Source organism: Pseudoblastomonas marina (genome assembly GCF_014641655.1).
GTDB lineage: Bacteria > Pseudomonadota > Alphaproteobacteria > Sphingomonadales > Sphingomonadaceae > Alteriqipengyuania_A > Alteriqipengyuania_A marina.
Window position 1 is genome coordinate 2,074,427 of sequence record NZ_BMID01000001.1, and the last position, 16,872, is coordinate 2,091,298.

Below are 16,872 nucleotides of genomic sequence, written 5' to 3' on the forward strand. Positions count from 1 at the left end.
CGTATCGATCGCGGTTGCGCTGTCGATCGTCGTGGTGGTGATGCTGATGGCACGCCCGATCGCCGACTTCTACGACAACGAGGCGCTGTTCACGATCACGCTGATGATCGGGATCTCGTTCATCTTCACCCCCTTGGCGGTGGTGCCGATGGCGCTGGTTCAACGCGACATGGACTTCCGCAAGACCGCCTTCGTCGAGGGCGGTGCGCATCTCGTCAACGCGCTCGTCTCGATCGCTGCCGCTTGGCAGGGCTATTCGGCGATGTCGCTCGCCTTCGGCGTGTTCGCCTATCAGTTCACCCGCGCGCTGCTGACACAGTTCGTGCGTCCGGTCTTCGCCGTCTTCCCGCCCAGCCTCGAAGGGGCGAGAGAAATGTTCACCTATGGCGGGTGGTCGGGCGTGCTGTCGTTTACTGCGGGGTTCGCCGCGCGTGCGCCCGACCTCATCATCGGCAAGGTCATCAGCGAAGCCGCGCTCGGCCTGTACAGCCGCGCGACCGGACTTGCGCTGCAATTCCGCTTGCTGGTCGGAGGACCGATCGCGGCAGTGTTCTACCCGTCCCTCGCGCGCGCGCGCGATAGAGGAGAGAACATCGGCGCCCATTATCTGCGTCTTACCGCCGCGCTGTGCGCGGTCACCTGGGGCGCGATGGCGGGTCTCGCCGCGGCATCCGAACCGCTGGTGCTCGGGCTTTACGGAGAGCGCTGGGCCGAGGTCGCGCCGTTGCTGGTGTGGGTCGCGCTGGCGCAGACCTTCTTCATCGCGGTGCCGATGCAGGTCGATGTCGGCTACCTCCTCGGCGGCTGGTCGCGGGCGATCCAGCTCACCCTGCTCGACGCGATCCTGTCGCTCGGCATCCTCGTCATCGCAGCGCAGTACGGGCTGTGGTGGGCGGCCTTCTCGCGCATGATCCACGGCGCGATCTGGTGGGCGATCCACGCGGTCTTCATCCAGCGGCTGGTGCGGTTCGGCTGGGGCGAACTGTTCGCGATCTATGCCCGGACCGCGATCGCCGCCGCCGCCGCCGCCCTGCCACTCCTCCTCGCCTATCGCTTCTGGGTCGCGCCGTCCGAGATGGGGCTGGGCCTGCTGATGATCCTTTCGGCGGCCGGCGTGGCGCTGTGGTACGGCACGCTCGTCGCGGTGCGTCATCCGAGCGTCGACGACATCACCCGCTTGGTCAGCGAACGCCTGCACCGCCCGAAGGCGGCCTGACGATGGCCGGCAACGCGAACGTCAGCGTCATCGTCGCGACCTACAACCGCGCGCACCTGATCACCCGCGCGCTCGACAGCGTCGCGCGGCAAACCGAGCCGCCGGGCGAGATCGTCGTGGTCGACGACGCTTCGCAAGACGATACCGCCACGGTGGTAGAGCGCTGGGCGGCCGATTCGTCGATCCCGGTCCAGCTCGTGGTCTCGCCCCGCAATCGCGGTCTGGGTGCCTCGCGCAATACGGCCATGCAGGCGGCGCGCGGCTCGCTCTTCGCGCCACTCGATTCGGACGACGAATACCTGCCCCACGCGCTCGCCACGCTGGCCCCGATGCTCGATCGGCATGCGCAGGCCGTGGTCGCCTTTGCCGATGGACTGGTGACCTTCGCCGACGGGCGGCCGCCCCATCGCCATCTGGCGAGGCGTCTTGCCCCGGGTGCCGGCACCACCGCGCTCGGCCGCGACGGCGACTTCCGGCTCGATTCGCCGCAGGAACATTTCCTCACCACCAGTTTCATCCCGACCTGCTCGGTGGTGTTCCGCCGCAGCGCCGCCGAGGCGGCCGGATGGATGCCTGAATTGCGCTATGGCGAGGACTGGCTGTTCTGGCTCCGGCTCACCGAGCTGGGCGAGTTCGTCTGCCGGTTCGAGGACGTTTCGATCATCCATCGCCAGGGCGACAATCTGACCGACGAGGGCAATGCCCTGTTCAATGCGCGACAGATCACCGTATCGCTCGCCAGCATCCGCCGCGGCGAGCACATTGCGCTGACCGAAGCCCAGTCTGCTCGGCTCGATCGGGCGATCGCCGAGCAAGCCGCCGCGCATCGCTATTTCGCCTCGCGCGACGGCCTTGCGACCTATTGGCGTGAATTGCGCTCGCTTGCGCCCGAAACCGGGCTGAACCCCACAACCAGCCTGCTCGCCCACCCGCGCGACCTCGCCAGGGCGTTGGCCAGTTCGTTCCGTCGGTCGGGCGGATAGCGGCGCTGGTGGATCGGCGTTTCTGCCGGGTGTCCGAACGTGGTATAACGCCCCCTCGGAGACGTTCGATGCAGAAATTCGCCTTGTCCCTTGCGCTATCCGCCGTCGCGTTCGGCCTGGGCGGCGCGACCCCCGCAGACAATCCCCCGCTTGACCCGGGCGCGACCGATCAGCTCACGCAGGAAGAAATCGTCGCGCTCGAGCGCGAGCGCTACAACCGGGTTACCGTTCAGGTCTCGGTCCAGGGCCAAGGCCCATACCGCTTCCTCGTCGATACCGGGGCCGAGGCCACCGTCGTCTCGCGCGAAATTGCCACCGCCCTCGCGCTCGCGCCCGCGGGACGGGCGCTCGTAGTGGGGATGGCGAGCGAAGAGGAAGCCGACCTCGTCGACATCGATAACCTGACGCTCGCTGAAATGGACTTTTGCTGCCTCACCTCGCCGGTGCTGGCTCGCGACAAGATCGGCGCCGACGGCATTCTCGGGCTCGACAGCCTGCAGGACAGCCGGGTGCTGCTCGATTTCGAGGAGGACACGCTCACCGTCCACGATGCGCGCCCCGGCCTCAGCCAGCGCGGGTTCGAGATCATCATCCGGGCCAAGCAGCGGCTCGGGCAGCTGATCATCACCAGCGCCAGGATCGACGGGATCGCGACAGATATCGTCATCGACACCGGATCGCAGATCTCGATCGGCAATTTCGCGCTCCGCAATCGGCTCCGCGCGCGCGAACTGGGGCTCGCCGAATGGGAAGACGTGCTCGGCAACAGCCAGACCGGCAATGTGATGGTGGCGGGCGAGGTCAAGGTCCCCGGCTTCTCGATCGTCAACATCCCGATCGCCTTCGCCGATGCCCCGCCCTTTCGTCACCTTGGCCTGACCGAGAAACCCGCTCTCATCCTCGGCATTCAACACCTGAGGATGTTCCGCCGCGTGGCGATCGACTTCAAGAGCGGCAAGATCCTGTTTGATCTTCCGTCCGGCTCGGTCCCGCTCGAAAGCGCCTTCAGGAAGGCCTACGCCTCGCGCCTCGGCAAGGACGACTAGGCGGCGCGGCGTGTCGCCGGGTCTTGCCCCTCTCGCCGCCGCACCCCAATTACAGCATCATGCCGCCGGACGAGACACGCGAGGGCCGCCATGACGGCTGGGCCACGATCCGGCGCTTCCTCCCCTATCTGTGGCCGCGCGACAATCGCGGCCTGCGCTGGCGGATCGCGATCGCGCTGTCGCTGGTACTGGTCGCCAAGGGCGTGATGCTCGCACTGCCGCTCGCCTACAAGCGGGTGGTGGATACCATGGCGCTCGAAGGCGACGGGCTGCTGCTGGTCGCACTGTCCTTCGTCCTCGCCTACGCGCTCGGCCGCTTCGCCGCGACCGGGTTCGACAACCTGCGCAACATCGCGTTCGAAAAGGTCGGGCAGGACGCCACCCGCCGGCTGGCCGAGGACGTGTTCGCGCGGCTCCACCGGTTGAGCCTGCGCTTCCACCTGTCGCGCCGCACGGGCGAAGTGACCAAGGTGGTCGAGCGCGGCACCAAGAGCATCGATTCGATGCTCTATTTCCTGCTCTTCAACATTGCCCCGACGATCATCGAGCTGATCGCGGTGGGGATCATCTTCTACACCATGTTCGGCGGCGAGCTGGTCGTCGCGACCGCGGTCACCGTGGTCGCCTATATCTGGACGACGCAGGCGATCACCGAATGGCGCACCAAGCTGCGCAAGCAGATGAACGACCTCGACGGGACGGCGCTTTCGCGCGCGGTCGATTCGCTGCTCAACTACGAAACGGTGAAATATTTCGGCGCCGAGGAGCGCGAACGCGAGCGCTACGGCAGCGCCGCGCGCGCCTATGCGGCGGCCGCCATCAAGTCCGACAATTCGCTCGCTTTGCTCAATATCGCGCAGGCCTTCATCACCAACGCGCTGATGCTGTTCGCGATGGGCTTTACCGTTTGGCAGTGGAGCCGCGGGCTGCTCACCGTCGGCGATCTCGTCGCGATCCAGACCTATTTGATGCAGCTGTTCCGCCCGCTCGACATGCTCGGCTGGGTCTATCGCACGATCCGCCAGGGGCTGATCGACATGGCGGACATGTTCCGGCTGATGGACGAGAGCGAAGAGGTGGAAGACGTGCCCGGCGCCCCGGCGCTGGTGGTGCGCGAACCATCGATCGTGTTCGACAATGTGCGCTTCGGCTACGATCCCGGTCGCACGATCCTCAAAGGCCTCAGCTTCGAGGCCCCGGCGGGGAGCCATGTCGCGATCGTCGGGCCTTCGGGCGCGGGCAAGAGCACGATCGCGCGGCTGCTGTTCCGTTTCTACGATCCGCAGGACGGACGCATCCTGATCGACGGGCAGGACATTTCGCAGGTTACGCAGAAATCCCTGCGCGAGGCGATCGGGATCGTCCCGCAGGACAGCGTGCTGTTCAACGACACGATCGGCTACAACATCGCCTATGGCCGCGGTGGCGCGACCCATGACGAAATTCACGAGGCTGCGCGCCGCGCCGCGATCCTGCCTTTCATCGAGAAGCTGCCGCACGGCTTCGACACCCAGGTCGGCGAGCGCGGGCTCAAGCTGTCGGGCGGCGAGAAGCAGCGTGTGGCGATCGCCCGCACGCTGGTAAAGAATCCGCCGATCATGCTGTTCGATGAAGCCACCAGCGCGCTCGATTCGCGCACCGAGCAGGACATCCTCGAAACGCTTCACGCGGTCGGCGCGAACCGCACCACGCTCGCGATCGCGCACCGGCTCTCGACCGTGGCCGATGCCGACACGATCCTCGTGCTCGACGACGGGCGCCTCGTCGAGAGCGGCAACCACCGCGCGCTGCTCGCGCGCGATGGTCTCTATGCCGAGATGTGGCTGCGCCAGCAGGCCGAGGCGGAAGAGGAAGCCGAAGCGGCGGAGTAAGGGCCGAGCAGGCGCCCGGCCCTCGCCTCACGGATCCTTATTCGCTCACGCCCAGATCGCCGCGCGACAGGTCCAGCTCCGATGCCGGGATCACCTCGACGTCGGGCCGGATCGCGCGCAGGTCGTCGATGAATTCGGCGGCATTGCCGACCACCACGATCGTTGCCTTGTCGGCCGAGACGTATTTCGCCGCGGCGGCGCTGGCCGCCTCGGGGGTCACGCCCTGGAGGGCGGCGGCGTAATTCGCGGCTTCGCCCGGTTCCAGGCCGTACATCAGCAGCTCGGCGACGATGTTGTTGAAGCCCGACGAGGTCTCGAGGCTGCGACCGTACCCGCCCGAAAGGAACAGGCGCCGCTTGTCGATCAGCTCTTCGGCGAAGGTCTCGCTGCCGAGCCGGTCGAATTCGTCGAGGAACACCTGCACCACTTCGTCGGCGGTCGCGTTCTGCGTCTGCGCGCTGGCGATCAAATAGGCATCGTCGGCCCGGGCCGGGAGGCCGCTATAGGCACCGTAGCTGATCGAACGCTTGGTCCGCACTTCTTCGAACAGCCTGCCGCTCGAACCGCCGCCGAGCACGGAGTTGGCCAGCTCGAGCGCAACATAATCCTCGCTCGAGCGCGACGGCGCGCGCATTCCGGCATAGACCGCCGCCTGGCCGGCTTCGGGCAGGTCGATCACCACCGTGCGCACCGGCGACGGTTCGCCCGCAGCATCCTCGACCATGGGCGGCACCGGGGCGTCCGAGGTCCAGTCGCCGAAAAGCGAATCCGCGAGCGCGACCGCATCGTCGGCCGACACGCCGCCGCTGACGATGATCTTGGTCCCGGCCGGGTGCCAGTAGGCCTGCCGGTGCTCGAGCAGGTCTTCGCGCGTGATCGCGGCAAGGCTCGCCTGCGTTCCGCCAGGCTGCGAGCCGTAGGCGGCATCACCGTAGAACACCGGCAGCGCGGCCATGCGCGCGAGCGCGCCGGGATCCTTCAGGTCGACCTGCAGGCCGTCGATCGCCCGCTTGCGCTCGCGTTCAAATTCCTCCGCCGGATAGTCGGCGCTGCGGATCATCGAGGCGAGCACCTCGCCCGCTTCCTGCATGTTGGCAGCAGGTGCGGTGAGGCTGAAGAAGGTGCCGTCGGTGCCCGCGGTCGCGCCGACGCTGGCGCCGAGGCTTTCGAGCCTGGCCGCGATCTCCTGCGCGCCCATGCCGCCGGCGCCCTTGTCGGCGAGCGCGGCGGCCATGTTGGCGACCCCGGCCTTGGCCCGCGCGTCGGACTTGGCGCCGCCGGGGACGAGCACGGTCATCGTGCCGAAGGGCACGTCGCCGGTCTGCGCGGCGACGACTTCGATCCCGTTCGAAAGCGTGCGCTCGACGATCGCCGGGGCCTCGACCGTCGGCTTCATACCCGGCGCGGGCGGTGCTTCGCGCTCGGCCTCGGGCCGCACGGCGAGCGGGGTGCGGGTCGGTTCGGGCAGCGAGCGGAAGGTCGGGAACGGATAGGGGTTCGCCCAGTCCTGCGGGTTCTCTTCGCCGCGCTCATAGGTCATGTCGACCCGGCCCTGCGGATCGAGCCACTTGGCGGCGGCACGCTGGACGTCGGCCACGGTGACTGCGGCGATCGCCTCGAGCCGCTTGTCGGCGGCCTTGGGATCGCCGGTCGAGACCAGCGCCTCGCCCAGCTCGAACGCCCGCCCGCGCGCGGTCTCGCGCTGGCGCAGCGTGCTCGACATCAGCTCGTTCTTCGCCTCGCGCAGTTCGGCGAGCGAGACCGGCGTGGTGCGGACTTTGTCGAACTCGGCGTCGAGGATAGTCCTGACCTCTGCGGCGTCGGCGGTCGGATTGGTGATCGCGAAGCCTGCGATCATCCCGGCCTCCTCGCCGTCGCTGTAGAAGAAGCTCGCATCGACCGCCTTGCCCGAGCGCACCAGCGCCTCGTTCAACCGGCTGTTGTCGCCGCGCGCCATGATCGCTGAGAGCACTTCGAGCGCGGCGGTATCCTCGGTCGCGGTCTTGGGCCCCTTCCACACGGTGCCGCGCACCGGCAGCGGCACGTTGGGCGCGCGCGCGACGATCGTGCGCGGTTCGGTTCGCTCGGGTTCCTCGGTGCTCAGTTCGAGCGGGACCGGGTTCTCGCGCCGCGGGATGTCGGCGAAATACTCATCGACCAACGCGCGCAGATTGGCCTCGTCGAAATTGCCCGCGACGATCAGCGTGGCGGTGTCGGGCCCGTAATAGGCCTCATGGAACGCGAGCGCGTCTTCGAGCGTGGCGGCGTTCAGTTCCTCGATCGAACCGATCCCGGGCCGCCGATAGGCGGTGGTGTCGTAGGCGTTTTCGGGCAGCACGAAGCGCTGGAAGCGACCATAGGGCGGCGCGAGCACGCGCTGCCGCAGCTCTTCCTTCACGACGTCGCGTTCGCGGTTGAACACCTCGTCGTCGACCACCGGAAAATACATCCGTTCGCGGTGAGTCCACAGCATCCGCTCGAGATATTCGGCCGGGACGGTCTCGAAGTAATTCGTACGGTCCGGGCCGTTCGAAGCGTTACGGGTGCCGCCGACATCGGCGGTCAGGCCGTAGATCTGGTTGTAGGGCATGTTCAGCGTCTTGCGGCTGAGGATGTGCTCGAACAGGTGCGCGAAGCCGCTGCGACCTTCGGGGTCGAGCTTCGATCCGACGTCGTACCACATCGAAGTGGTGACATCGGCGGTCGAATCGTCCTGGATCGCGATCACGCGCAGGCCGTTGTCGAGCGTCCACATCGTATATTCAATCTCGGGCGCGGAGATGGTGGCATCGGTCCCGTCCTGCGCGGCGAGCGGCGCGGCGGCGCCCAGCGCGAGCGCGGCGGTGGAGGCGGCGAGAAACTGCTTGAACATGTGAGACCCCTTCCCTGATCTGTTGCGCGCAGCAGGCTAGCCGCCCGGGTGCCGATGGCAACAGGGGGGACTCTGCGAAGCGCCCAGTTGACCCGACCGGGGGTCAAAGCCGCCTAGGTTGTGCTGCACCGCACAATTCCGTATTGGGAGCGGCGAAGAAGCGGTGCCCGATTGCGCCGCCCAACTCCACAGGTCCTGGTCATGGCAAATCCCGGTGCGCTGCGGCGCGACTGGTTCGGCAATATTCGCGCCGACATCCTCGCAGGTATCGTCGTCGCGCTGGCGCTGATCCCCGAAGCGATCGGCTTCTCGATCATCGCGGGCGTCGATCCGCGCGTGGGGCTCTATGCCTCGGTCGCGATTGCGATCGTGATCAGTTTCACCGGCGGACGCCCGGGCATGATCTCGGCGGCGACGGCCGCGGTCGCGGTCGTCGTGGTGCCGCTGGTGCGCGATCACGGGGTCGATTACCTTTTCGCCGCGACGACCCTGATGGGCGTGTTCCAGGGCATCGCGGCACTGCTGCGGCTCGACCTGCTGATGCAGTTCGTCTCGCGCTCGGTCATCACCGGTTTCGTCAACGCGCTCGCGATCCTTATTTTCATGGCGCAGCTGCCGCAGCTGATCCCCGGCAATCCGGGCGTCGGAATCGAAGCCTATGCGATGGTCGCCGCCGCGCTCGCGATCATCTACCTGCTGCCCAAGCTGACCACCGCGGTCCCCAGCCCGCTGATCGCGATCATCGTGCTCACCGGATTGTCGATCTGGCTGCAGGCGCCGGTCAACACCGTCGCCGACATGGGCGAGCTTCCGCAAGGCCTGCCCTATTTCGTGCTGCCCGACGTCCCGCTGACGCTCGAGACGCTGCAGATCATCCTGCCCTACTCGCTGACGATGGCGGCGGTCGGCCTGCTGGAATCGCTGCTGACCGCGCAGATCGTCGACGACATGACCCACACCGGCAGCGACAAGCGCCGCGAAAGCGCGGGCCAGGGCGCGGCCAACGTCGTCGCCGCGCTGTTCGGCGGGATGGGCGGCTGTGCGATGATCGGCCAGTCGGTGATCAATGTCACCAGCGGCGGCCGCGGTCGACTGTCGACCTTCGCCGCCGGCGTTACCTTGCTGGTCCTGCTTGCCGCGCTCGGCCCGCTGGTCGGCCAGGTGCCGATGCCCGCGCTGGTCGCGATCATGATCATGGTCTCGATCGGCACCTTCTCGTGGAACTCGATCCCCAATTTGCGCGTGCATCCGTGGCAGAGCTCGGTGGTGATGCTGAGCACGGTCGCAGTGGTCGTCGCGACCCACAACCTCGCGATCGGCGTGCTCGTCGGCGTGCTGCTGTCGGGTGCGTTCTTCACCCACAAGGTGATGACGATGTTCGAGGTCGTGCGCGAGCGGAAGGGCGACACCGCGACCTATCGCGCCAAGGGGCAGATCTTCTACGCCAGCGTCGAGCGGTTCGAAGCCGCGCTCGGCCCCGAAAGCACCCAGCCCGATCCGGCAGAGCACGTCGTGATCGACGTCAGCAAGGCGCATTTCTGGGATATCTCGGCGATCGGCGCGCTCGACAAGGTGGTCGAGCGGATGCGCATGAACGGGCGGAGCGTGCAGGTGAAGGGCCTGAACCGCGCCAGTAGCGACCTGGTCGACAGATTCGCGCTCACCGACAAGACCGGGGTCGAGATCGGGCTCGCCCCGCATCCCTGATTTCATCGCAAATCCTGCACGGCTCCTTCGGCCCGTCGCAGCTTCGCCCCGGGCCGCCTCCGCGGTTCATCTGGCAGTCGGAACCCCCGCCTAGGGAGGCGATTGGGCATGCGCGACCGCATTGGCCGATCCGCCATGCCGAGAGCTTACATTCGGGGGCAAACCGAAGGAGATTGTCAGAGTGAAATCCATTTTCAGCAAATCGACGGGCCTCGCCCTCATCGCGATGCTGGCCGTTCCGGCAACCGGCGTCGCGGCGCAGGATCAGACCGGTGCGAGCGCCGAAACCCGCGTTGACATCGTCGGCCAGCTTCCGGCAGACCTGTCCGAACTTCCCGTAGGCCCGACCATCAAGGGCATGATCGCCGCGCGCAAGGAAGGCGCGATCCGCGTCAACGGCGAGGACGGCTCGACCAACGACATCCGGATTGCGCCGACCACCTCGATTCGTGAGGTTAACGGTTTCCTCAGCCTCGGCCGGTCGGACAAGACCCAGGCCGCGCTGCTCAACGGCCTCAAGGTCGATGTCGAAACGGTCCAGTGGGGCAACACCCTGATCGCCAAGGACGTGCGCTTCTCGAACGAGAGCCTCGAAATGGCGCAGATGATCCGCAACGGTACCGCGCAAGGTTTCGCCGAGCAGACTGCCGCGACCGACGCGCTGCGCAGCCGCGTGGGCGATATCGACAATTACAACGTGCGTTCGACCACCGCAGTCTATTTCGACACCGGCAAGTGGCAGCTGTCGCAGGCGGACCAACGCAAGCTGTGCCAGGCCGCGGCCGAAGCGCAGGGCACCGACAACGCGCTGCTGCTGGTGGTCGGCTACACCGATTCGGTCGGCGACCAGGATTACAACCAGGTGCTGAGCGAGCGCCGCGCGGGCCGCGTGGTCAACTTCCTCCAGCAGGAATGCCAGTGGAAACCCTGGCGCATGCTCACCCCGACCGGCATGGCCGAAGCCGACCCGGAAGCGGACAACATGTCCGAAGCCGGCCGCGCGCAGAACCGCCGCGTCGAAGTGAGCGTGCTGGTAAGCAAGGCCGTCGAAGGGCTGTAAGCCCCGACGCAGAAACCACGTAAAAAGCGCGGGATAGGCATGAGCCTGTCCCGCGCTTTTTCATAAGTGCCGTCCCTCTAGAGGATATACTTCGACAGGTCGGTGTCGTCGGCCAGTTGCGTGAGACGCTCGCGCACGTATTCGGCGTCGATCGTTACCGTTTCGCCCTCGTGTTCCTCGGCGTCGAAACTGATCTCCTCGAGCAGTTTCTCCATCACGGTCTGAAGGCGGCGGGCGCCGATATTCTCGACCCCCTGGTTCACCTGCGCGGCGATCCGCGCGACTTCGGCGATCGCCTCGTCGGTGATGTCGAGCGTGACGTTCTCGGTACCGAGCAGCGCGGTGTATTGCTGCGGCAGGTTGGCGCGGGTTTCCTTGAGGATGCGGACGAAGTCCTCCTCGGTCAGCGCGCGCAGTTCGACCCTGATCGGCAGGCGGCCCTGCAATTCGGGCAGCATATCGCTGGGCTTGGCGACGTGGAACGCGCCCGAGCCGATGAACAGCACGTGGTCGGTCTTCATCGGGCCGTATTTGGTCGAGACGGTGGTGCCCTCGATCAGAGGCAGCAGGTCCCGCTGCACGCCTTCGCGGCTGACCGAGCCGCCGCGCACGTCACTGACCGCGATCTTGTCGATCTCGTCCAAGAACACGATGCCGTTGGTCTCGGCATTCTCCAGCGCGACGCGATTGACGTCGTCCTGGTCCATCCGCTTGTCGGCCTCTTCCTCGACCAGCTTGTCCCACGCATCGGGGACCTTGAGCTTGCGGCGCTTGCGCGGCGCCTTGCCCATCGCCTTGCCGAACATGTCGGACAGGTTGATCATCCCGACATTGCCGCCTGCACCGCCGAGGTCGAACGGCATCTGCGGCGCTTCCTCGACCTCGATCTCGACTTCGGTGTCGTTCATCGAATTGTCGGTGATGCGCTGGCGGAAACTTTCGCGCGTGGCTTCGCTGGCGTTCTCGCCGACCAGCGCGTTGAGCAGCCGGTCCATCGCCGCCTTGCTGGCCGATTCGCGCACCGCATCGCGGCGGCGGTCCTTTTCGAGCCGAATCGCTTCCTCGACCAGGTCGCGCGCGATCTGTTCGACGTCGCGCCCGACATAGCCGACCTCGGTGAACTTGGTCGCCTCGACCTTGACGAAGGGCGCGTCGGCGAGCTTCGCCAGACGGCGGCTGATCTCGGTCTTGCCGCAGCCGGTGGGGCCGATCATCAGGATGTTCTTGGGCGTCACCTCGTCGCGCAGATCGGGCGCGAGCCGCTGGCGCCGCCAGCGATTGCGCAGCGCGACGGCGACGGCGCGCTTGGCTTCCTTCTGGCCGATGATGTGTTCGTCCAGTGCGGCGACGATCGCCTTGGGGGTGAGTGCTTCGGTCATTTGAAAATCCAGGAATTCGGGGGAGGTCAGACCGTCTCGACGGTCACCTGATCGTTGGTGAAGACGCAGACTTCGGCTGCTACCGCCATGGCGCGGCGCGCGATCTTCTCGGCGTCGTCCTCGTAATCCGACAGTGCGCGTGCAGCGGCGAGCGCGTAATTGCCGCCCGATCCGATCGCGGCGATCCCGCCCTCGGGTTCGAGCACGTCGCCATTGCCGGTCAGCACCAACAGCGTGTCCTTGTCCGCGACGATCATCAGCGCTTCGAGATTGCGCAGGTACTTGTCGGTGCGCCAGTCCTTGGCGAGCTCGACGCAGGCGCGCATCAGCTGGCCGCTATACTGCTCCAATTTGCGTTCGAGCCGCTCGAACAGGGTGAAGGCGTCGGCGGTCGCCCCAGCGAAGCCGGCAACGACCTTGCCCTTTTCGGGGCCGCCCTCGCCGATCCGGCGGACCTTGCGGGCGTTCGGCTTCATCACCGTATTGCCCATCGATACCTGGCCGTCGCCCGCGATGACGATCTTGTCGCCGCGCTTGACGCCGATGATGGTGGTGCCGTGCCAGGGGGTGAGCCCGTGGCTGTCGTTTTGAGAAGTCATGCGCGGGGATATATGCCGCGCGGACCGGCGTTCAAGCCGCCGGGTACGTCAGGGCGGTCCGCCGCCGCCGCCGCCCGGGCCGACCCCACCGACCTGGCCGATATTGCCGAACAGGTCTTCGAGGAAGCCGCGCTCGCGGCCGAGCGTGGGCGTGGTGTCGCCGTTCGGATCGATCCGCGCGACCAGCTCCATTCCGGTGCGATCGACCGAGGTGACGTTGCCGCGGTCGTCGAACCGGATCGCGATCACCGAGTGGTTGGTGATGCGCGGCGTGCCGAAGGCCGGCTGGCCGGTGGTCGACGACACATAGTACCAGACGGGTTCGCCGAACTGCGAGACGAAGGTCGGGCGGCCGAGCCCGCGCTCGACCGAGCCCTGGTTGTCGACGCCCGGCAGGACCGAATTGGTAATCGCCCCGTCGCCGACGAATCCGTTCTGCCCGCGGATCGAGGTGCAGCCGGAGACGGCCAGTGCCGCCGTGCCGATCAGGATCGCGGTAAGCGCGCTCCGCTTCATCTATCGAAAACTCCTGTCCTGGCCGACCGATTGCCAAGCGGCAGCGGCGACCCTATTTGCGCGGCAAGCCTTACGCGGCTCGACGCGGCTTCGCAACACGCCGCATTGCTGTGCCGCTGCCATTGAATTCCCGCTGAACGGAAATCCCCTTGAAACGCTTTCTCTCCCGCTTCTTCTCGACCAAGCCCGACCCCGCCGAGGCGCTGCGCCCGCTGTGGCATGCCATCGTGCGCGAGGCGCGCGATCCGGCGTGGTACGAGAATGGCGGGATCGCCGACACGGTCGAGGGCCGCTTCGATGCGATCACCCTCGTCACCGCGCTCGTGATGATCCGGATGGAACGCGACGAGCCGCTGCGCGAACCCTCTGCCCGGGTGACCGAGCTGTTCGTCGACGACATGTCGGGCCAGCTGCGCGAAAGCGGCGTCGGGGACCTGATGGTGGGCAAAAAGGTCGGCAAGCTGGTGGGTACGCTCGCCGGTCGGATCGAGGCCTATCGCGCCGGGCTCACCGCTGCAGACGACGCCACGCTCGAGGCGGCGGTCGATCGCAACGTCTCGCTTTCGAGCGCGGAGGGTGCGCACCGCGTGGCCGAGCGGATGCGTGCGATGCACGACCGCTTCGGCGCGATGGACAGCCGGAAACTGCTCGCAGGAGAGATCGCTTGAGCGACACCCCCGAATTCTCGCGCTTGGTCGGCACCGGCGATGCCGAGGGCCGCACGCTGGACTACGAAGCCACCGAAGAGGAGCGCGCGGCGCTCGCAAAACGCTTCGACATCCCCGCGATCAAGTCGCTTACGGGTACTCTGACACTGGCGAAGAAGGGCCGGGACATCGCCGCGACCGGATCCTTCGCCGCGACCATCGTGCAGGACTGCGCGGTCTCGGGCGAGCCGTTCGAAACCGAGCTGGCCGAGGACATGGCGCTCACCTTCGTCCCCCCGCGCCACTTCGCCGCGGTCGAGGAACCGGTCGAAGTGGGTTCGGACGAGCTCGACGAGATCGAGTACGAAGGCCAGCAGATCGACCTCGGCGAAGCGATCGCGCAAAGCCTCGCGCTGGCGATCGATCCTTACGCCGAAGGCCCGAATGCCGACCGCGTGCGGAAGGAGAAGGGCCTCGAAGAGCCTGCGCCGAGCGGACCGCTGGCCGATGCGCTGAAGGGCTTGAAGGAGTAAGGCGTGGCCTTTCGGGGCCGGGCCGATCGCACGGCGCAGGTGGTGAGGGTCTGAAACAAAAGACTCAGAACGGAATATCGTCGTCGAGGTCGTCGGTGAAGTTGCCGCCGCCCGAACCGCCGCCATTGCCGCCGCCCGATTGCCAGTTGTCGCCGCCACCCGAGGATGCGCCCGGACCCGAGCTGCCGTCGTTCCAGCCGCCCGAACGCTGGCCGCCGCCACCGCCGCCGCCCGACGCACCGTCGAGCATGGTCAGCGTACCGTTGAAGCCGCGCAGCACGACTTCGGTCGAATAGCGGTCATTGCCCTGCTGGTCCTGCCACTTGCGGGTCTGCAGCTGGCCCTCGACATAGACCTTCGAGCCCTTCTTGAGGAACCGCTCGACCACGCCGACGAGCCCGTCGGAGAAGATCGCGACGGTGTGCCACTCGGTCTTTTCCTGCATGTTGCCGTCGCGGTCCTTGTATTTCTCCGACGTGGCGATGCGCAGGTTGGCGACCCGGCCGCCATTCTGGAAACTGCGGATCTCCGGGTCCTGCCCGAGATTGCCGATCAGCATGACCTTGTTGAGCGAGCCCGCCATAATATTCCGTCCTTGCTAGAGTCCGAGTGCCACAGCACTCCAATAGGTGATTCCCGCGAATACGTACGCCAGCGCGAACAGGTACACCACCATGAAGGTCGGCCATTTCCACGAATTGGTCTCGCGCCGGGCGACCGCGATCGTGCTGACGCATTGCGGAGCGAACACGAACCAGGCGAGGAAAGCGAGCGCGGTCGGCAGGCTCCAGCGCGCGGCGACGCTGGCGGTCACGGCCTCGGCGGTCTCGTCCTCGTCGTCGCTGTCGACCGCGTAGATCGTGCCCAGCGAGCTGACCGCCACCTCGCGTGCCGCCATGGCGGGCACGAGACTCATCGCGATGTCGCGATTGAACCCGATCGGCTCGACCACGACGTGGATCGCGCTGCCGATCTTGCCGGCGATGCTGGCATCGACCTGGCTTTCGCCCGGCCCGGCCTTGGGAAAGCTGAGCAGCACCCAGAGGAGCGCGGTGGCGATGAAGATGATCGTGCCCGCGCGGCGCAGGAATATCCACGCCCGCTGCCACAGCCCGATCGCGAGATCCTTCAATTGCGGCCACTGGTATTTCGGCAGTTCCATGATGAAGCCCGAGCCCGCGCCCTTCGTCACCGAGCGGCGCAGCACCAGCGCGACCACCATCGCGCCGATAATCCCGGCGACGTAGAGCAGGAACAGGACGAGCCCCTGCAACCCGATGCCCGGGCCCACGCTCTGGCGCGGGATGAACGCGGCGATGATCACCGCATAGACCGGCAACCGCGCCGAACATGTCATCAGCGGCGCGACGAGGATCGTGGTCAGCCGGTCCTTCGGATCGGCGATCGAACGCGTCGCCATGATACCGGGAATCGCGCAGGCGAAGCTGGAGAGCAGCGGGATGAAGCTGCGGCCCGACAGGCCCACGAAGCTCATCATCCGGTCCATCAGGAAGGCCGCGCGTGCCATGTAGCCGGTCGCTTCCATCACCAGGATGAAGGCGAACAGGATCACGATCTGCGGCAGGAACACGACCACCGAGCCGACGCCCGCCAGCACCGCTTCGGTGATGATGTCGCGCACCAGACCCGGGCCCATATTGGCGGTCACGAGTTGGCTGAGCCACGCCACCGCACCCTCGAGTGCATCGGCGAATGGCGTCGCCCAGGCGAACACCGCCTGGAAGACGAAGAACAGTATCCCGGCGAGGATCACCGGCCCGATCCACGGATTGAGCAGCACCCGGTCGAGATGCGCGTGCAGGCGCCGGGTCGCGGTTTCGGAGAGGATCGCGGCGTCGGCGATCGCCTCGGCCGAGACGCGCCGCTCGGTCAGCCCGATGCTCGGGCGCGGTTCGCGCGCGGGAGCCCCGTCGAGCGAGGCGAGCGCGGCGCGCAATTCGTCGAGCCCCTTGCGGCGCACCGCCACGGTGGGAATCACGGGCACGCCCAGCGCTTCGGACAAGGCCGCCGGATCGAGCACCAGCCCGTCGCGCTCGGCCAAATCGACCATGTTGAGCGCGATCACCGTCGGCAGGCCGAGGCTGAGCAATTCCTGCGCGAAGACGAGGTGCTGTTCGATATTCGCCGCATCGATCACGATGATCAGCGAATCGGGCTGCGTTTCGCCCTCGAACTCGCCCATCACGACCTTGCGGGTGACTTCCTCGTCGGGGCTCGACGGATCGAGCGAATAGCTTCCCGGCAGGTCGACCAGTTCGATCGGTTCGCCCGCGGGGGAATACATCCGGCCCGCCTTCCGCTCGACGGTGACGCCGGGATAGTTGGCGATCTTCTGCCGCGCACCGGTGAGTGCGTTGAACAGCGCGCTCTTGCCCGCGTTGGGATTGCCCGCAAGGGCGACGAGACGTTGCTGGCGGGTCAT

Annotated in this window: 14 protein-coding genes (1 of these 14 running past the window's edge); 8 read left to right on the forward strand and 6 right to left on the reverse strand. The window is 66.8% G+C overall.

Going from position 1 to position 16,872, the window contains the following annotated elements; translation table 11 throughout:
• The 4 genes from IEW49_RS10155 to IEW49_RS10170 form a co-directional block, all read left to right on the forward strand.
• Positions 1–1,216, forward strand: partial view of a lipopolysaccharide biosynthesis protein gene (locus IEW49_RS10155; RefSeq protein WP_188642557.1) — the 3' portion only. Its footprint begins 266 nt before the window's first position; 1,216 of the gene's 1,482 nt are visible here — the last part of the coding sequence; the start codon falls outside the window, past its left edge; the stop codon is at positions 1,214–1,216.
• Between the two features lie 2 nt (positions 1,217–1,218).
• Positions 1,219–2,199, forward strand: coding sequence for a glycosyltransferase family 2 protein (locus IEW49_RS10160; RefSeq protein ID WP_188642558.1), 981 nt, complete (start codon positions 1,219–1,221; stop codon positions 2,197–2,199).
• A gap of 68 nt (positions 2,200–2,267) precedes the next feature.
• Entirely contained in the window at positions 2,268–3,245 is a 978-nt protein-coding gene (locus IEW49_RS10165; RefSeq protein WP_188642559.1) for an aspartyl protease family protein, read from the forward strand.
• 59 nt (positions 3,246–3,304) lie between these two features.
• The gene (locus tag IEW49_RS10170; RefSeq protein WP_188642560.1) at positions 3,305–5,116 is read left to right on the forward strand and encodes an ABCB family ABC transporter ATP-binding protein/permease; all 1,812 of its coding nucleotides are present in this window, start codon (positions 3,305–3,307) and stop codon (positions 5,114–5,116) included.
• Between the two features lie 37 nt (positions 5,117–5,153).
• Here IEW49_RS10170 and IEW49_RS10175 read toward each other — a convergent pair whose 3' ends face one another.
• Positions 5,154–7,988, reverse strand: a complete 2,835-nt coding sequence (locus IEW49_RS10175) for a M16 family metallopeptidase (protein ID WP_188642561.1) — start codon at positions 7,986–7,988, stop codon at positions 5,154–5,156.
• Positions 7,989–8,189: 201 nt separating this feature from the next.
• Here IEW49_RS10175 and IEW49_RS10180 point away from each other — a divergent pair, with 201 nt between their 5' ends.
• Both IEW49_RS10180 and IEW49_RS10185 read left to right on the forward strand, forming a co-directional pair.
• On the forward strand, positions 8,190–9,695 hold the full coding sequence (locus tag IEW49_RS10180; RefSeq protein ID WP_188642562.1) for a SulP family inorganic anion transporter: 1,506 nt from the start codon (positions 8,190–8,192) through the stop codon (positions 9,693–9,695).
• A 181-nt stretch (positions 9,696–9,876) separates the two neighbouring features.
• Positions 9,877–10,755: an OmpA family protein gene (locus IEW49_RS10185; RefSeq protein ID WP_229658161.1), complete on the forward strand. Its 879-nt coding sequence runs from the start codon at positions 9,877–9,879 to the stop codon at positions 10,753–10,755.
• 77 nt (positions 10,756–10,832) lie between these two features.
• On the opposite strand, the gene hslU is transcribed toward IEW49_RS10185, so the two are convergent.
• From hslU to IEW49_RS10200, 3 genes are read right to left on the reverse strand one after another with little or no spacing between them, the layout of a single operon-like run.
• Positions 10,833–12,134: an ATP-dependent protease ATPase subunit HslU gene (gene hslU, locus IEW49_RS10190; protein ID WP_188642563.1), complete on the reverse strand. Its 1,302-nt coding sequence runs from the start codon at positions 12,132–12,134 to the stop codon at positions 10,833–10,835.
• A gap of 26 nt (positions 12,135–12,160) precedes the next feature.
• A complete protein-coding gene (hslV, locus tag IEW49_RS10195) occupies positions 12,161–12,733 on the reverse strand; it encodes an ATP-dependent protease subunit HslV (protein ID WP_188642564.1) in 573 nt (190 codons plus the stop codon).
• A gap of 48 nt (positions 12,734–12,781) precedes the next feature.
• Positions 12,782–13,249 carry an outer membrane protein assembly factor BamE gene (locus tag IEW49_RS10200; RefSeq protein ID WP_188642565.1) on the reverse strand — a complete coding sequence of 156 codons (468 nt, stop codon included), beginning with the start codon at positions 13,247–13,249 and terminating at the stop codon, positions 12,782–12,784.
• Between the two features lie 149 nt (positions 13,250–13,398).
• Between IEW49_RS10200 and IEW49_RS10205 the strand changes: the two genes are divergently transcribed.
• Both IEW49_RS10205 and IEW49_RS10210 read left to right on the forward strand, forming a co-directional pair.
• On the forward strand, positions 13,399–13,917 hold the full coding sequence (locus IEW49_RS10205; RefSeq protein ID WP_188642566.1) for a ubiquinol-cytochrome C chaperone family protein: 519 nt from the start codon (positions 13,399–13,401) through the stop codon (positions 13,915–13,917).
• On the forward strand, positions 13,914–14,429 hold the full coding sequence (locus tag IEW49_RS10210) for a YceD family protein (protein ID WP_188642567.1): 516 nt from the start codon (positions 13,914–13,916) through the stop codon (positions 14,427–14,429). The genes IEW49_RS10205 and IEW49_RS10210 overlap by 4 nt, the downstream gene beginning before the upstream one ends.
• Before the next feature lie 64 nt (positions 14,430–14,493).
• Here the strand turns inward: IEW49_RS10210 and ssb are convergent, their stop codons facing one another.
• Together ssb and feoB are read right to left on the reverse strand one after the other, a co-directional pair.
• Positions 14,494–15,012: a single-stranded DNA-binding protein gene (gene ssb / locus IEW49_RS10215; RefSeq protein WP_188642568.1), complete on the reverse strand. Its 519-nt coding sequence runs from the start codon at positions 15,010–15,012 to the stop codon at positions 14,494–14,496.
• A gap of 15 nt (positions 15,013–15,027) precedes the next feature.
• A complete protein-coding gene (feoB, locus tag IEW49_RS10220) occupies positions 15,028–16,872 on the reverse strand; it encodes a ferrous iron transporter B (protein ID WP_188642569.1) in 1,845 nt (614 codons plus the stop codon).